Source organism: Sorangium sp. So ce124, from assembly GCF_051525235.1.
Lineage (GTDB): Bacteria > Myxococcota_A > Polyangia > Polyangiales > Polyangiaceae > Sorangium > Sorangium atrum.
Genome location: NZ_CP150312.1, coordinates 11,442,820 through 11,459,680, shown reverse-complemented (window position 1 = coordinate 11,459,680; position 16,861 = coordinate 11,442,820). Strand labels below are relative to the sequence as shown.

The following is a 16,861-nucleotide window of genomic DNA, read 5'->3' as shown; positions in this document are numbered from 1 at the left end:
GGCCGGCGCTGCGGCGAGCCACGGCGCCGCAACCGAGGACGCCATGGAGAGCGATCTCCTGGCGTCCTCGGCGTTTTTGTGGCCGAGCCCGAGGACGCTACGGAGCGCGATCTCCTGGCGTCCTCGGCGCCCTGTCAGCGTCACTTCACGTAGAGCTGCGCGGCGGCGACGCCCGAACCGGCGGTGGCCTTCACGATGAACTTGGCGTTGATGCCGACGGGGAGCGACCAGCGGTAGCAGTTGCCTCGACCGCCGAGCACGGCGTTCGAGCCGCTCGAGTTGTCCTGCGCCAGCACCGAGGAGCCCATCGGGATCGGGGTCAGCGCGACGAGGCTGATGTCGAGCTCGGTGATCCCCGCGCCGACGCCGACGATCGTGTAGCACTTGCCGGGCATCAGCTGGACCTGCTGCTCGAGGGTCTGTCCGGCGCTGAACTGCCCCGCGATCGGCCCTCCCTCCTTCGTCATGCCGGGCGCCTCGGTCGAAGCGAGGTTGTTCAGCGGGATCGTCGCGGCGGAGGCGAGGTTCGGATCGATCGCCGACGCGCTACCGGAGCTGCTCCCGCCGCTCGGGGCCGGCTGCTGCCCGCCGGTCTGCTGGCCAGGGATCGGGAACGGCCAGGGAAAGCCGCCAGGCTGCGCCGTCGGGGCAGGCTGCGTCGTCGGGGCAGGCTGCGTCGGGGCGGGCTGTGTGGGGGCAGGCTGCGTCGGGGCGGGCTGCTGGTACCCGGGCTGCTGATACCCAGGCTGCTGGTACCCGGGCTGCTGATATCCTGGCTGCTGGTACCCGGGCTGCTGATACCCGGGCTGCTGGTACCCGGGCTGCTGGTAGTAGCCGGGCGGGGGCTGGTTCGCGTAGCTCGGCGGCGTGGACTCCCGCTGTTGACAACCAGCAGCGAGGGCGACGGTGAGGACCAGGGCGGGCAGGACGCCAATCGTACGGAGCAAAAGAACCTCCTCGAATTTCCGGCAGAACGCCGCGTTCAATCTCACTGACGGGCTCGCGACGCAACGGGTGGCTCGCGGGGAGCTCCCCGGCGCGCCCCCCGAAGCCCGCTCAACCGAGCTCCAGGTCCGTCCGCCGGATGTCGCTTTGGACGTGGCACGCCCTCGCTTTCATCGCGCCCATCCGACGGATTGATGCTGTTTCTGCCATGATTTCCCGGGTTATTGCGGCCAGGCGCGGCTGGCCGGGGCCAAAAAGTGAGGTAGCCTACGGCATGACCGACCACGGCTCCCGAGCGAAGCTCGATCGTCCCGGAGAGTTTGCTCAGTGGTTCCTGGAACGAGAGATGCTGGCGAGCGCCGGCATGGGGATCGCGGCCGACAGGGCGCGGCTGCACCTCGGACGCGCGGTCACGTTCCTGGAGCAGGGGATGCTGCGCGAGTCGCTGGTGGAGGCGAACTCGGCCGCGTACCTCGATCAGGCGATCCGACCCGAGGCGCTGCTCATTGCGCGCATGTGCATCCTGCGGGAGTTCGTGGGCGAGCCCGGCGGCTGAGCGGCGCGGCGGCGCGAGGGGGCGAACGCCCGCGCCGGCTTGCCTGCGGGCTTGCGCCGCCGGCGCAGCCGCGCAAGACGCCTCGCACATAGCCCCCGCCCTCTGGCGGGTGTATGAGCGCCGCGAGCACAGCTGTCCCAACGAGGGGCCGCGGCGTGCGGCAGGGCTGTGCGCGAGGAGGCCGCAGATGACGGTGACGGGTAGGTCGTTGGGTTCAGCAGTGCTCCTGGCTCTCTGGGCGGCAGCGCTGGGCTGCGGCGGCAGCAGCAAGGAGTCGGAGTTCGCGGACGACGCCCCGGACGCGGGGACGCCGCCGCCCCCGCAGCCGACAGCGTCCGTGCCGCCCCCGGACGCCGGCCTGCCCCCGGTCGCGGCGCCCACGGTGGCGCCCTGCGATGGAGTCCAGTCGCTCGCGATGACCACCATGTTCCAGGGCCGCGCCGCCGGCGAGGCGCCGAAGATGCAGCCGGAAGGGGCGCCCGTCTGCAGCGTGGTGCCCGAGGGACAGACGGCCTCGGGGCAGACCTTCATGCTCCAGCCCGGCTATTGCTATACGTTCCTGGCGCAGGCGCTCCCCACCGTCACCGAGGTGGACATCCAGCTGGAGCTCGATCTGAACGCCGGAGGGCAGCCAGGGCTCGCTGCGTTCAACCTGAAACCGGTGCTCGCCGTCGACTCGGACACCGGCCCGACAGCCGCCATCGGAGCCAAGCAGAGCTGCTACCAATGGCCGTTCCCCATCGCGGCGACGGCCAAGCTGGTTGTCAAGGCGCGCACCGGCTCGGGACCGGTGGCGGCGCAGGCCTACAGCCGCAAGAAGTGAGCTGACCTCGCCGCGGGGGCGGCGGCGGCATCGAGCCGCCCGGCCCCCCGGCGGCGGCGCGCGTTTGCCGGCACGCGACGCGGGCCGCCCCGCTGCGCGCGCTGGACGCCCTTCCGCCGCCACGGCGATGGTGCGCCGAGGCCATGGAGCAAGAACGGCCACGTCGCCGTGGCCGCCCTGCGCTCCGCTGGGAGATCCCGTAAGACTACAGGAGCGCGTCCTTGATGGCCTTGATCGGCCGAGCGCGGACCGACTTGCTCGCCGGCTTCGCGGCAAAGGTCATCGGCTGCTTGGTAAACGGGTTGATCCCCTGGCGCGCCTTCGTCGCAGGGCGCTTGACCACCCGGAACTTCGCGAAGCCGGGCAGCGTGAACACGCCCGACTTCTTCAGCTCGCGATGACCGATCGTGATGAGGGACTCGAGAACGTTCTTCACCTGCTTGCGGCTCAGCTCATCACCGGCAGCTTCGGTGATGGCCTGGATCAGGCCGCTCTTGCTCAACGTCTTCTTCGCGCCGCCCCCGGCCGTCTTCTTACTTGCCATGGCACTCTCCTCGGACATGAGCTCGCGCGCGACACCTCGCCGCGCACAGCCTCAGTGAACCTTACACACGACACAGGACAAAAAAAGACAAAAATGCGGGGAGAAATAGCGATTTCTGAGACGGGGCATCGCGCGGACCCCTGAAAGACCGCGCCGGAGCGGTGCGCCAGAGGGGGAACCAGCCGCCGGGAAGGGCGGCGGCGCGGCGCCGTCGCGGGCCGGAGAGCGTCAAAAAACGCCTGGAATGGCGCGGTTTTGCACGCTTCACGTCATGCGCGCGCCGCCTGGGGCGGCCGCGCAGGCGGCCGCCGCGACCTGGGCATACCCGCGGAGACGCGCGGAACAGGCCCTCAGCCGGCGCGCAGCTCGTCGAGGAGCGCCCGGGCTGCCTCGAGCGAGCCGTCCTCCGAGACGGACTTGTCGAGCATCAGGCGCGCTTTCCTGCGGTCGCCGGCCGCGAGCGCCATCGCCCCGAGGTGATAATAGGCGAGCGCCCGCGCGGCGGGCGTCGTGCCTCCCTCGCCGGGCTCGGGGGAAATCTTCATCAGGGTGACCGCGCGGTAAGCGCGCGCGGCGATGTCCTCTTCCCCCAGCCCGAGCGCGCTCTCGCCGAGCTCCATGGCGAGCTCGCCGTTCTGAGGATCGTTCTCGAGCGCCCTCGTGAGCGCCGTGAGCGACTCGTGCAGATTCCCCTCGGCGTCCTCGATGCGCGCGACGCGGTGGTAGACGGCGCCGAGGTGCCGCGAGCGGCGCCCCTTGGCAGCCACGATGAGCTCGGCGGTGACCGCGCGCGCCTCCCTCGAGTCACCCGCGGCGATGAGCGCGTCGACGAGCAGCAGGGCGACCTCGTTATCTTCCGGGCGCAGGGAGCGCGCCTCCCGGAGCGCCGCGGCCGCCTGCGCGGCGTCGCCGACGTCGAGCAGCAGGCGGCCGGAGGCGACGAGGAGCGTGAAGCGGCCGGCCACGTCGGGGGCCGCGGCGGCGTCCTCGAGCGTGATGGCGGCGAGCTCGCGGTTCGCGCCGATCTCGGCGTAGAGCGCGCGCAGGCGGTCGCGGATCTCGGCGTTGCCCGGCGCGGCGCGGAGCGCGCGCTCGAGCCCGCCGCGGGCGTCGCCCAGGTGGCCCGCGCGCGCGCAGGCGCCGGCCAGAAGGAGCGCCGTGGCGACGAGGGCGTCGCCCTCCTCGAGCGCGATGAGCCTGCGGTAGACGGCGCTCGCGGCGTCCCACCGCGCGGCGGACTCCTCGAGGCCGGCGAGCCCCTTGAGCGCGGCGCGGTCCTTGGAGTCGGCGTGGAGCAGATCGCCGAGGTGGGCGCGCGCGCGCTCGACGTCGCCCGAGCGCGCGAGGATCTCGGCGAGGCGCAGCCGGAGCGCGCGCGGCGAGGCGGCGCCCGCCCCCTCCGCCGCGGCCTCGCTGGGCGCGCCCGCGGCCTCGGCCTCGGCGGACCGCGCGCCCGCGTGGTCCGCGCGCGCGAGCGCCCGCTCGAGCTCGGCGACGAGCTCGGCGGCGTACTCGGCGCCGCCGAGCGCGTAGGCGCGCTCGAGATCGGCGAGGGCGCGATCGCCCTGGCCGAGCGCGCCGTGGACCTCGGCCCGCGCGCGGTAGAGCCACGGGTCGTCCGGGCTCGCCTCGAGCGTCGCCGTGAGCGCGCGGGCCGCGCGGGCGTGGTCGGAGACCGCGCCGCACGCGTCGATGAGCGCGATCAAGACGTCGCGATCCCCGGGCGCGACCCGGAGGGCGCGCTCGAGGAGCTCGGCCGCCGCCGCGGCGTCGCCCGCGCGATCGCGGAGGATCTCGGCGGCGCGGCAGAGCGACTCGACGCGCGCCTCGTCGGCGTCGGCGACGTGCGCCGTGAGCACGTGGAGCTCGGCGAGGGCGTGCCAGGCCTCGCGGGCCGCGTAGCGCGACGCGAGCTCCTCGCGGAGCCGGTCGTTCGTCGGGCAGACGGCGTACCCGGCCTTGAGGGCGGCCTCCGCCGCGGCGTCGTCGCCGCGCGCGCCGTGCAGCTCGGAGAGCTCCAGGGCGAGCTGGGCCGCCTCGCCGCCCTGCTCGGTGCGCAGGAGCTTCTCGAGCGCGTCGGTAAGGTCGTCCGCGTTGTCGCGCTTCCGGCTGAGGCGCACGAGCGCGCGGAGCACGTCGCGGTTCGCGCCGTCCCAGTCCGCGGCCCCGAGGTAGACGTCGCGCGCGCCGCGATCGTCGCCGCGCTGCTCGAGGAGGGCGCCGAGGCGCATCGAGAGCGACGCGATCGAGGCGACGTCCGCGCGATCCTTGGCGGCGTCGAGCTGCAGCGCGAAGAGCTCGCCGAGCTCGTCGGTGCGGCCGGCCTCCTCGAGCATCGTGGCGAGGAGGATGGCGGCCTCCACCTGGGTCGGATCCTCGTCGAGAATGTCGCGGAGCAGGGCCGCCGCCTTCTCGGGCGACCCCTGCGCGAGGAGGCGCGCGCGCTCGAGGCGCAGCGCGCAGCGCTCGGAGAGATCGTCGACCAGGGGCGCCGTCTCCTCGAGCAGCGCGGCGAGGCGCGCGGCGTCGCCGCTCCGCCGGTACACGCCGGCGAGGGGCGTCCAGATCTCGCGCTCGGCGGGCTCGCGGGCGCGGAGCTCCTCGTAGAGGCGCGCCGCGCGGACGAGGTCGGCGAGCGGGCCGGCGGCGAGCTCCGCGGCGTGCAGGAGCAGCGCGCGCTCCTCCTCGGGCGCCGAGGCGCGCGCGGCGCGCTCGGAGAGCCACGCGGCGGCCGCGAGATCGCCGGCCTCCTCGCGGAGCTCCGCCAGCGCGACGAGCGCCCACGCGGAGCTGGACGGATCGGACGAATCGGACGAATCGGACGAAGACCGCGCGCCCGAGCCGACGATGCGCTGCAGGATCGACTCGGCCAGCTCGCGATCGCCGAGCGCGCGCGCGGTGCGGACGGCCTCCTCGAGGACCCCGGGGCCCTCGACCTCGGCGAGGAGCAGCAGCGCGTCCACGAGGGCGCGCGGCCGCCCGCTCTGCCGGGCGAGGCGCTCGAAGAGGCGGATCGCCCGCGGGTTCCTCGGATCGGTGCGGAGCGCGTCGCGCAGGATCGCCTCGGCCCGGTCCGGATCGGCGTGGAGCTCGAGCGCCTCTTCGAGGAGCGAGATCGCCTGATCGACGTCCGCCGCGTCCGCCGCGAGCAGCGCGGCCAGGCGGTACCGCGGCCCGGCGCGATCCGCGCTGGCCGCGGCGGCGGCCGGCGCGTCGGCGAGGCCGATGCGCTTGCGGAGGACGTCCGCCTGCGCGGCGCGGTCGCCGAGGCGCTCGTAGATGGCCTCCAGCGAGCGCCACAGCTGCTCGATGTCGTCGCTCGCGTCGCGACCCGCGCGGTCGTGGAAGGGCGCGACGGCCGCGATCTTCGCCTCCGCGCGGCGGTAGACGGCCGCGGCGCGCTCCTGATCGGCCGGCGAGAGCTCGAGGGCGCGGCCGAAGCGGAGCAGGAGCGCGACCTCGTACGGCTCGGAGGCCGCCCGGGCGACGAGCCGCTCGACGACGTCGACGTACCGCTGCGTCTGGCCCGAGCGGCGCGCGAGATCGAGGGCGGCGTCGTGCGCGGCGCCCGCGCCCGGCGTGAGATCGAGGACGCGCAGGCGGGCCGAGAGCGCGAGCTCCGGGCGATCGAGCGGGCCTTCGTAGAGCGACGCGAGCTCGCCGAGCGCCGCGGCGGCGTCCTCGGCGGGCTCGAGCGCAGGGCCGGCGAGCCGCGCCTCGAGGGCGCGCGCGAGCAGGTCGTGGCGCCCGCGGGCGCGCAGCGCGGCGAGGAGCTTCTCGTGCTCCGCGTCGCTCTCGCGCGCCGCCTCGAAGGCGGACTCGACGTACTCCGCCTCGCGGTCGGGCGCCCCCTGCCGGCGCGCGATCTCGCCGAGCGCGAGCAGGACCTCGGCCCGGCTGAACGAGGTGGCCGACGGGAGGCCCACGCTGGAGCGCGTCGGCGGCATCGTGCTGCGCCGCGCGCCGACGAGCCCCTCGCCCTCGTCGCGGGGCCGGCGCGCGACGAGCAGCAGCGCGCGGTAGGCGCGGTGCGCGCGCTCGAGCTGGCCGTCCTCGAGGGCGAGGCCGGCGAGGCCGTGGAGCGCGTCGGGGTGCGCGGGGTCGACGCGCAGCGCGAGGTCGAACTCCGCCATCGCGCGGGCGCGATCGCCCGTGGCGAGGGCGACACGGGCGAGCTCGTAGTGGACGAGCGCGCGCTCCTTGGGGCGGCGGGCGCCGAAGTCGGCGATGATCCCGCGCAGGGCCGCGGTCGCGTCGTCGGTCCGGCCGGCGGCGGAGAGGGCGCGGCTCCGCGCGAGGCGCAGCGAGAGGTCGTCCGGCGCGAGCGCGATGGCCTCGTCGAACAGCGGGATCGCGGCGGCGGGCGAGCCGCCGCGCGTGAGGTAGAGGTCCGCGGCCTCGCGGAGGAGCGAGAGCCGGGCCGGCGCCTCGTCGGCGCGCGCGGCGTCGCCCGCGATGAGCGCGGCCAGGGCGCTCCACGCGCCCGACGCGCGGTAGAGGTACGCGAGCCGCTCGCGCAGCGGCGCGGGCTGCGCGGCGCGGGGCAGCGCTCGCTCCAGGGCGGCGCGGGCGCGATCGGGCTCGCCGGCGGCCAGGTACGCGTCCGCGAGGCGGAGCGCCGCCTGGTGCAGCTCCTCGGGCCCTGCGCCGGCGCAGAGCCGCTCGAGCGCCTCGGCGGCGGCCGCGTGCTCGCCGCGGCGCGCGAGCAGCCGGGCGAGGGCGTCGAGCGCCTCGACGGACCCGATGTCCGCGGCGCGGCGGTAGCTCGCGATCGCGCGCTCGGGCTCGTTGAGCTCGTGCTCGGCGAGGGACGCCGCCTGGAGCCATAGCTCTGCGGCCGCCCCGCCGGCGGCCGCCGGCCCGCGCGCGGCCGCCTGCTCCTCGCGGAGCAGCATGAGCTCGCGGTGCAGCCCGCCCGCCTCGAGGAGCGAGGCGAGCCTGTCGACCGACGGGCCGTGCCCCGGGCTCTCGGCGAGGTTCTGGCGGAGCAGCGCGATCGCCTCGGACGCGCGCGTGGCGTCCGCGAGGAGCTCCGCGGCGTCGTAGCGGAGCGCGACGCGGCGCTCGAGATCGCCAGAGACCTCGATCTGCAACTCGCGCAGGCGCACGAGCTCCTCGCGACGACCGGCCGCGCGGAGCAGCGCGGCGAGGCTCTCGCCGATCGGCTCGTCCGTCGGATCGTCCGCGACCAGCCCGCCGTAGAGGGCGATCGCCTCGCCGGGCTCCGCCGCCTCGGCGGCGACGCGCAGCAGCCGGCGCCGCTCGCTCGGCGCGAACGGGAGCGCGGCGCCGCGCCGGCACAGCGCGACGATCTGCGGCCCGTCGCCCGCGCCCGCGAGCATGCCGACGAGCGCGTCGATCGCCCAGAGGGCGGCGCGCGAGGCCGGCCACGCGCCGGGCCCAGGGGGCTGCCCCTCCTCGTCGCCGAGGCGCTGCACGGCGATCTCGAGCAGCTCCGCCGCGATCTCGCGGGCACGCGCCGCGTCGCCCGCGTCGCGCGCCGCCTCCACGGCCTCGCGGTAGAGGGCGAGGTCGTGCCCTGTCGCCGCGGCGAGCCGGAGCAGCGTCGGGACGAGCGATGGCCCGCGCCGTCGCCGCAGGAGCTCCGCGAGATCGAGCAGGATCGCGCGGTCGGCCGGGTCGTGGAGGAGCGCGCGCTCGAACGCGCGCTCGGCGGCGTCCTCGTCGGCGCGCGCGTCGCGGTGCCAGCGGCCCACGCGGGCCGTGAGGTCGCGGAGCGTGGCGGCAGGGACGTCGCCGCGGCGCTCGAGCTCGGGCAGCGCGTCGGCGATCGTGTGCCAGCGGCCCGCGAGGTCCGTGAGCCGCAGGAGGCCCTCGGGCGGCTCGGCGCCGGGCGACAGGAGGAACGCGCGGAAGGCGAGATCGAAGGCGCCCTCCCGGTCGTCGCCTCGCTCCTCGAGGAGCGCCGCGGAGGCCTTCAGGATGGCGACCCGCTCGGCGTCCGTCCCGGCCGCGGCGAGCCGCGGTTCGAGCAGCGCGATCTGGCCGCGCCAGTCGTCCGCGTCGGCGCAGATCTCGAGCAACGCGCCGACGGCGGCGACCAGCGCGCCGCGGTGCTCGGCCGACGCCGGGTCGATGCGGCCGAGCAGCTCCTCGAGCCCCGCGCGCGGCGTGGGCGAGCGCGCGGCGCGCTCGTCGCCGCCGTCGGCCGCACCGCCGCCGCCCTCGCCGCCCGCGCGGCGCGCGTCGCGCTCGGCCTCGTGCGCGCGGCGGTAGCCCTTCACGGCGAGCTCCCACGCGAGCGTGCGATCGCGGTGCGTGTCGCCGAGGCGCTGGAAGAGCTCCACGCTGCGCGCCGCGCCCGCCCCGCCGGGGAGCGCGCCGGCCGCGGACGCCTCGACCTCGAGCAGCGCGACGAGGTCGCCCCAGCGCTCCGCGCGCGTGTAGAGCGCGGCCAGCGCGTCCCCGCTCTCCGGGTCGGGCGCGAGCTCCTCGCGGATGCGGCGCCAGGTGGCGATGGCCTCGTCGGCGTCGCCGAGCTCGCGCTCGAAGAGCCGCGCGACGCGCCCGAGATCGCGCCGGCCGCCCGCGCCGCCGCGCACGGCCGCGCGGCGCTCCAGCACAGCCGCGAGCTCGCGGTACCTCCCGCCCTCCTCGAGGAGCGCCGCGAGGCCGTCGAGCGCCGCGAGATCCTGGCGGTCGTCGACGAGGCGCGCCGAGTACGCCGCGATCGCCCGCGCCTCGTCGCCGAGCCGCGAGGAGGCGAGCCGCGCGAGCTCGCCGAGCGCCTCGCGCCGCGCCGCCGGGTCCGTCTCGATCGCGGCGAGCGTGTCGAGCACGTCGCACCGCTCGGCGACGCGGTCGCCCTCCGCGAAGAGCCGATCGAGCGCGCGGGCGGCGTCCCGCGCGGCCTCCGCGTCGCCGCTCGCCTCGGCGAGCGAGAAGAGCCGGCGGAAGAGCGCGATCGCCCCGTCGGCGTCGCCGAGCCGGTCGCGGCGCAGGAGCGCGGCGTCGCGCACGAGCGAGAGCGCCTGCCGCGCGTCGCCGGCGCGCGGCTCGGCCGCGGCGAGGACCTCGGCGAGGCGGTCGTGCCGGCCGAGGCGCTCGGCGAGCTCGGCGAGCTCGGCGCGATCGCCGGCCTCCGACGGCGTGAGCTCGACGAGCTCGGCGAGCCGCGCGAACGCGCCCGGCTCGTCGCCGAGGGCGTCGCGGCGGAGCCGCACGATCTCGCGCAGCAGCGCCGGGCGATCGCCGACGTCGGCGCCCTCGAGCTGGATCTCGAGCACGCGCACGAGGTCCGTGGGCCTCGCCTCCTCGCGGTAGTGCTTCGCGAGCAGCGCGGCCGATCGCTGCCGCGCGCCGGCCTCGCGGGGCGCCTGCTCGGGCGGCAGCGCCCCGAGGACCCGCTCGAGCAGCGCGAAGGCGTCGACGGAGCGCGGCGCCGCGCGGACGGCGCGCGGCGCCGGGGGCGCGTCGAGGAGCTCCTCGACCACGGGGAGCGCCGACGCGGCGTCGCCGACCCCCTCGATCCAGAGGAGCGCGACGCGCTCGCGGAGCCGATCCGCCGCGTCACCGGAGAGCCTCGGCAGCTCGGCCGACAGGAGATCGATGAGCGGGCGGTGCCTGCCGTGCCGCTCGTAGAGCCGCTCGAGCGCGGCGCGGGTGCGCGCGTCGTCCTGGAGCGGGAGGAGCTGCTCGAGGTAGCGCATCGTTCGCTCGCCGTCGCCGGCGAGGTCGCGCGCGACGGCCGCGGCGTCCTCCAGGAGGAAGACGCGCTCGTCGGCCGCCGAGGTGCGATCGAGCATCGCGTCGTAGAGCGCGAACAGGTCCTCCCAGCGCTCGGCCGCGTTGTAGGCGAGCTTCAGCCGCTCGAAGCCCCAGAGCGAGCCAGGCACGAGCTCGACGAGCCGGCGGAGCAGCGCGAGGGCGGCCTCCGGCGCGTCGAACCACTCCTCGTGGTGCTCGACGGCCCGCCGGCCGATCTCCTCGACGATGTCGGGCGGGAGCGCGGCGCCCGCGTCGAGCGCCGCGGCGTGCGCGGCCGCGACGCGCTCGGGCTGCTTCGCCCGGCGGCCGAGCTCCTCGAGCCGATCCCAGAGGTCGAGCTCGCCCGGCAGCTCGGAGACCGCGCGCAGGGCGACATCGAGGCCGCGCGGCGCGTCGTGGTCGTGGTGCTCGAGCAGCCGCTCGAACCAGCCGCGGCGGACGGCGGCGCGCTGCGCGGCCGCGAGGCTGCCCGCGTCGAGCGCGGCGCCCGGCGCGGCGTCCGCCGGCGAGCTCGCGAGGAGCGCCTCCAGCAGCGCCACGCGCGCCTCGGGGTCGTCGACCGCGTCGCACGCGCGCTCGAGGAGGAGCGCCGCGCGCGCCTGCGTCTCGGGGCGCCCGAGCGCGCGCTGCACGATCTCGAGCACCGCGGGCTCGATCGTCCCGGCCTCGATCGCGGGCGCGACCGCGTCGAGCGCGTCCGCCGGCCGATCCAGCCGATCGAAGAGGAGCGTCGCGAGCTCGACGTCGAGCGCGACCCGCGCGCCGCCCTCGCTCCGGTCGCGGCGCACCGCGAGCACCTCCGCCGCGCCCTCGTGATCGCCCACCTCGGCGAGGAGGCGCCCCCGCGCCGCCAGCGCGTCGTCGTTCTCGGGATCCGCCTCGAGCAGCCGGGCGTAGAGCGCCGCGGCCGCCGCGCGGTTGCCGATCTCCTCTTCCCACGCGGCCCACGCGGAGAGCGCCCGAGGGCGCTCGCCCTCGTGCCCGCGCTCCACGAGGAGCGTGAAGAGCCAGCGCCGGTCCACGCGGCGCGCGAGCGTATCGGGGCTCTGCGCGAGGAACGCGCGGAACGCCTCGAGCGCGGCGGGGTCGAGCGCGCCCCGCGCGGCGTCGCCGTCGTCCTGCGGCGAGAGCAGGCGCCGGTAGACGGACGCGGCGTCGTCCTGCCGCTCGGGATCGGCGGCGAGCACGCGCGCGAGCGCCGCCTCGATCGCCCGGACCCGCGCCGCCGCCTTGCCGGCGGGCGCGCTCCCCTCCCCCTCGGCCCTCATGCGATCGCGGAGATCGAGCGCGGCGTCGACGAAGCGCGGCGTCGCGCGCGCCCGGATCGCCGCGTCTTCGAGCGCGGCGAGCGCGGCGAGCGCCTCGTCGTCGGACGCCGCCGTCTCGATCAGGACCTCGCAGACGGCCGCGAGCCGGGCCCAGGCCCCCTGCCCGCGGTAGAGCGCCGCGAGGCGGGCGGCGGCGTCGCGGTGCTTCGGCGCGACGGAGAGCACGCGCTCGTAGAGCTTCTGCGCCCGCTCCGGATCCGCGAGCGGCCCCTCCGCGAGCCCGGCGGCGCGCTGCCAGGCCGTCACCGCGGCGTCGAGGTCGCCCGGAGCGGCCTGCGCCGCCGGGGCGTCGGGCGCGTCGGACGCGTCGGACGCGCGGATGCCGAACGCCGCGAGCTCGCCGAGGCGCTCCAGCCAGAGCGCCTCGTCCTGCGGATCGCCCGCGGCGGCGACGCGCCGCTCGAGCACCTCGCGGAGCAGCGCCGCGTCGCCGGCGGACAGCGCGAGCGCCTCCATCGCGGAGAGCGCGGCGCCCTCGATCGCCGCGCCGCTCGCGAGGATCGCGCGGTAGTGCGCGACCGCGATCGGGACCTCCCCGCCCCTCGCCGCCGCGTCCGCCATGCGCAGCTCGTGGGCGACGCGCGCGTCGGGCGCCACGCCCGGGAGCCGCTCGGCCAGCGCGCCGTAGAGCGCGCCCCACGCGCCGCCCGCCGCGTACGTCTCGAGCAGCGCCTCGTACGCCGCGTCGTCGCCCGGGTCGTCCTCGATGGCCGCGCGGTACGTCGCGGCCGCCCCGGCGAGGTCGCCGACGTCGCGGCGCTGGATGGTGCCGATCGCGTGCAAGAGCTCCCGCCGCCGCGCGGGCGCGCACGGCTGCGCGAGCGCCTCGCGGTAGAGCGCGAGCCGCTCCTCGGGGCTGCCCTGCTCGCGCAGGAGCGCGTCGACGCGCGCGATGAGCTCGAGCGACGAGGGCTCGAACGCGAGCGCGCGGCGGTAGAGGGCGAGCGCCTGCGTCACATCGCCGCTCGCGAGCAGCGCCTCGCCCGCGCGCCGCGCGAGGTGCGACAGCGCCGGGCTGTCCACCGCGCGATCCCCGAGCGCCCCCGCGAGCGCCGGCGCGCGGCGCGCGGACTCGCTGCCGTGCTCCGTCAGCCGCTCGACCTCGGCGACCCACCGCGCGAGCCTCTCCGGCGCGTACGCGGTCGCGAGCGAGAGCCCGCGCGCCGACAGATCGAGCGCCTTCTTCGGGTCCCTGAGCTCGCGCTCGGCCACGGCGGCCGCCTCCTCGAGCGCCGCGAGCCTGCCCGACACGTCGGCCGGCGTCGGCGCGGACGCGCCGGGGGCCCACGCGACGGGCCCGAGCTCCGCCTTCGTCTCGAGCACGCGCACGAGCAGCGGCGCCGCCTTCTCCGCGCGCGCGATCGGCTCCAGCACCGCGCAGGCCGCGAGCCGCTGATCGTCGGTCAGCAGGAGGTGGGAGCTCTGCCGCGACGACTCCGCGCCGGCGGCGCCGTTGCCCGGGGGCGCGCCCAGCATCTTCTCGACCGCGAGCCGGCTCGATCGGTCGGCCGGATCGAGCGCGAGCGCCTGGCGGTACGCGGCGATCGCGCCGGCCGGATCGTCGAGCCGCGCCATGCGGATCGCGCCGATCCGGGCGAGCACCGAGGCGCGCTCCTGCCCGGCCGCGAGCTCGGCCTCGGCCTCGAGGAGCGCCTCGAGCTCGGCCCAGCGCCGCTCCTGCTCGAGCAGCGGGATGAGCCGCGCGTGCGCCTCGCGCGACGCCCCGAACGCCGCGAGGTAGCGGCGCCAGGCGGCGACGGCGGCGGGCAGATCCGCGAGCCGGGTGCGCAGCTCGGCCGCGCGGAAGGCGAGCTCCCGCGCCGCGCGGCGATCCGGCTCCGCCTCGGCGCGCCGCTCGAGCACCCACGCGAGGCCCTCGTGCGCCGAGGTGGCCTCGTACAGCCGCTCGAGCGCGGCGAGCGCGCCCGGCTCGCGCGAGGAGCCCGACTCCGCGAGCCTGCGGTAGGCCGCGATCGCGCCCGCGGCGTCGCCGAGCTCCTCCTCGTAGAGCCGCGCGAGCCGCTCCGCCGCGGCCTCGCGCGGCTCGGCCTCCGGCTCGGCCCCGGCGAGCCGCTCGAGCGCGCCCGCGAGCCCGCGCGCGTCGCGCTCGCGCTCGCAGAGCTTCGCGAGCCCGCGGGCGGCGCGCCGCACGGCCGCGTCGTCGGGCTCGCCGTCGAGCGCCTGCTGGAAGGACGTGCGCGCCTTCCTCCCGTCCCCGAGGCCCTCGTACAGCTCGCCGAGCTCGGCGGCGATGCGCGCCTTGAGCGGCTTCTCCTTGGCGCCGGACGACGCGCGCACGAGCACGCGCGCCGCGTCGGCCTGGCGGTCGAGCGCCGACGCGAGCGCCACGAAGCGCTCGCGCACCGCCTCGTCGGACGGGTCGACCGCGAGGATCTGCTCCGACAGCGAGAACGCCGACGCGAGATCGCCGAGCCGCTGGAACTGCAGCTCGACGAGCCGCTTCTGCACCTCGACGCGGCGCGGCCCGCGCAGGTTCTCGATCTGGAGGGCCATCATCCGCGCCGCCTCCTGGGCGTCCCCGCGGCGCGCGTGGGCCGCCTCGAGCGCCGCGGCCGCGCGCACGAGGACGGTCTTGCGCGCGAGCAGGGCCTCACCGGCGCGGAGGGCGGCCTCGTGGTCCGGGTTCTGCGCGAGCACCTCCTCGACGTGCGGCAGCGCCCGCTCGATCTCCTTGAGCGGGCCGCTGTAGAGGTCGATGAGCCGCGCGCGGATCTCGAGCGCGTCGGGCGGCGGCGCCTCCGCGGTGAGCGCCTGCTCGAGCATCCTCGCGATCTCCTGGTGCCGCCCGGCGCGCGCGTAGCGCGCCTCGAGCTCCCAGCGCGCCGAGGAGTCGCCCGGGTCGACCTTGAGGATCTGCTGGAGCAGCTTGATCGCGCGCTCCTCGTCGCTCGCGCCGTTTCCGCTGACGTCGACGAGCTCGAACGCGCGGCGGAGCAGCGACAGCTGCTCGGCGCGGTCCGCGCGGTGGCCCGCGGCGAGGGCGTAGAGGTCCGCGAGCTTCGCCGGCTCGTTCGCCTCCTGGAGGATGCGCTCGAGCCGGAAGAAGGCCTCCTGATGCGAGGGCAGCACCGAGAGCGCCCGCTCGAGGTAGGGGCGAGCGCCGCCGGGGTCGCCGAAGGAGTCGGCGAGGAACTCGGCGGCGCGCACGAGGACCTCGGCCTGGGCGGCCTGCGGGAGCATCCCGAACCGCCGCTCGCCGACGAGGCGCTCGTAGGCGAACGCGAGCTCGGAGAACCGGTCGTGGCGGGCGGAGGCCTCGTGGAGCTTCGTCCAGAGCTCGGGGTGCAGGCTCCCCTTGGCCGCCGCGGCCACGAGCACGTCGAGCGCGGCCGCCTCGTTGTCGATCCCCTGCTCGAGCGCGGCTTCGAGGTTGTCGATACGGAACGAGACGCGCGCGCTCTTCGTGTCCTGCTGCATGTGGATCCGGACCTCGGCTGGCGGTGGTGCAAGGGGCCGGCGTGCCGGCCCTGCCGTCGAACCTGCGCCCGCAGTGCGCTGCGGAGCGCTGCCCAAGGTAACAGGAGCGTTTCCCAAATGGGTAAATGGGCTCGTGGACGGGGCCCTGGCTCGGGCGGGAGGCCCGATCGTCGCGGGCGGCGGCCCTGCGCGGCGCGGGAAGCGCGTGAGCGTGAGGGAGGGTGGAGTCGAGCACTGGCGGAGCAGAAGAGAGGAGGAGATGCGACAGCGGTGGCACGCGCGTTCGTCCTGGTGGCGGACCGCGGCGGGCTGCACGGCGGCGCTGCGGCGCCTGTTGCGGGAGGGACGGGCTCACGGAGCTGCTGGGCTCGGCTGTACGGTTCGGTTGCAGGGCACGCGCGCGCACACCGCCTCGATGGCTGCGGCGCGAGGGGCAACCGGCCCGGCAGGCGTCCTACGCGTCACGCGCGCCCCGCGTCGCCGCCGCTCAATCCATGAAGATGTCGAATTGCTCGTGATAGCCCAGCGGATCCCTGCCACGGTAATCCCAATCGAACCATAGCTCGTCGAACTGAGGTTCGATCGTCCCCAGCACATCTCTCTCGCTCGCGTCATCGAAGACCCTGACCTCCCCATCGACGTGGAAGAGGTTGAAGAGCCTCGGGCGCCCTCCCCTGGACCTGGCGACGACCAGGCCCCGATGATGGTCCGCCCGCTCCAGGACATGGCTGATCGCCTGCGCCAACGACCGCACACGCACCAGGCTGCGCCTGAACCTCCGGTACTCGCTCAGATAGTACTCCACCGAATTGCCGGAGCCGATCCCGTATACCAGCCCGTCCGTCCGATCGACAATCACCGGCGCGTTCCCGAAGAAGGTCTCACCGTCTTCCGCGTCACAGATGAAGAAGACCCAGCCAGACTCGAACGCCAGCGGCTCGCCCAGCATGGCCACCTTGCCTTTGCCATAGCGCGCGTCCAGACACTCCTGGGCCAGAGCCTGTGCCGTCGTCACATCGACAGAATGCGTCCCTTGCATCGTGTTCTTGTCCCCCTGTGAGCCAGCTCGAGAGCCTCGGTGAAACGCCACTTCCTCGCCAGCGACAGCGTTACTTGGCCGCTTCGAAGCTGAGCCCGAGGCGGGCGCGGCGCGAGGCAGCGCCGGCGAGGTGGATTCTCTCGACGATGCGGCTCACGCCGGTCGGTGTCCGTGTAGACCTTCACGAGCGAACAGCACGCGTTCACCGAGCCGCTCGCGCACGCTCGACGCGGGCTCGGCGGGCGCCGGGCTCACCACCGGAGCAGGCGCCGCGTCGCTCGCACCAGGGGGCGCCTGCGCGGGCGGGGCGGCCGCGGGCGGAGCCGATGCACCGCAGGCGAGGACCGAAGCCGCCGCGCAGGACGGGAGGAGAACGGCAGCGAGGCGCATTTTCACGCGCGTCACCGTACAACCATTCGGACTCGGCAGGACGGAAAAACAGGATCGCTGGACGCCAATG

The 16,861-nt window shown here is 76.2% G+C and carries 6 protein-coding genes; 2 read left to right on the top strand and 4 right to left on the bottom strand.

Annotation, left to right across the window (positions count from 1 at the left end; translation table 11 throughout):
- Window positions 1-140 precede the first annotated feature (140 nt).
- Entirely contained in the window at window positions 141-947 is an 807-nt protein-coding gene (locus WMF19_RS43050) for a hypothetical protein (RefSeq protein ID WP_437895686.1), read from the bottom strand.
- A 272-nt stretch (window positions 948-1,219) separates the two neighbouring features.
- Here WMF19_RS43050 and WMF19_RS43045 point away from each other — a divergent pair, with 272 nt between their 5' ends.
- Complete coding sequence (locus WMF19_RS43045; RefSeq protein ID WP_272095542.1) at window positions 1,220-1,501, top strand: hypothetical protein; 282 nt, start codon at window positions 1,220-1,222, stop codon at window positions 1,499-1,501.
- A gap of 220 nt (window positions 1,502-1,721) precedes the next feature.
- Complete coding sequence (locus WMF19_RS43040; RefSeq protein ID WP_272095543.1) at window positions 1,722-2,324, top strand: hypothetical protein; 603 nt, start codon at window positions 1,722-1,724, stop codon at window positions 2,322-2,324.
- A 205-nt stretch (window positions 2,325-2,529) separates the two neighbouring features.
- On the opposite strand, the gene WMF19_RS43035 is transcribed toward WMF19_RS43040, so the two are convergent.
- The 3 genes from WMF19_RS43035 to WMF19_RS43025 all read right to left on the bottom strand — a co-directional run bounded on the left by WMF19_RS43035 (window position 2,530) and on the right by WMF19_RS43025 (window position 16,401).
- Window positions 2,530-2,868, bottom strand: coding sequence for an HU family DNA-binding protein (locus tag WMF19_RS43035; protein ID WP_012239209.1), 339 nt, complete (start codon window positions 2,866-2,868; stop codon window positions 2,530-2,532).
- A gap of 350 nt (window positions 2,869-3,218) precedes the next feature.
- Window positions 3,219-15,362, bottom strand: coding sequence for a tetratricopeptide repeat protein (locus WMF19_RS43030; RefSeq protein ID WP_437895685.1), 12,144 nt, complete (start codon window positions 15,360-15,362; stop codon window positions 3,219-3,221).
- Window positions 15,363-15,849: 487 nt separating this feature from the next.
- Window positions 15,850-16,401: a hypothetical protein gene (locus tag WMF19_RS43025; RefSeq protein ID WP_437895684.1), complete on the bottom strand. Its 552-nt coding sequence runs from the start codon at window positions 16,399-16,401 to the stop codon at window positions 15,850-15,852.
- Window positions 16,402-16,861 lie beyond the last annotated feature (460 nt).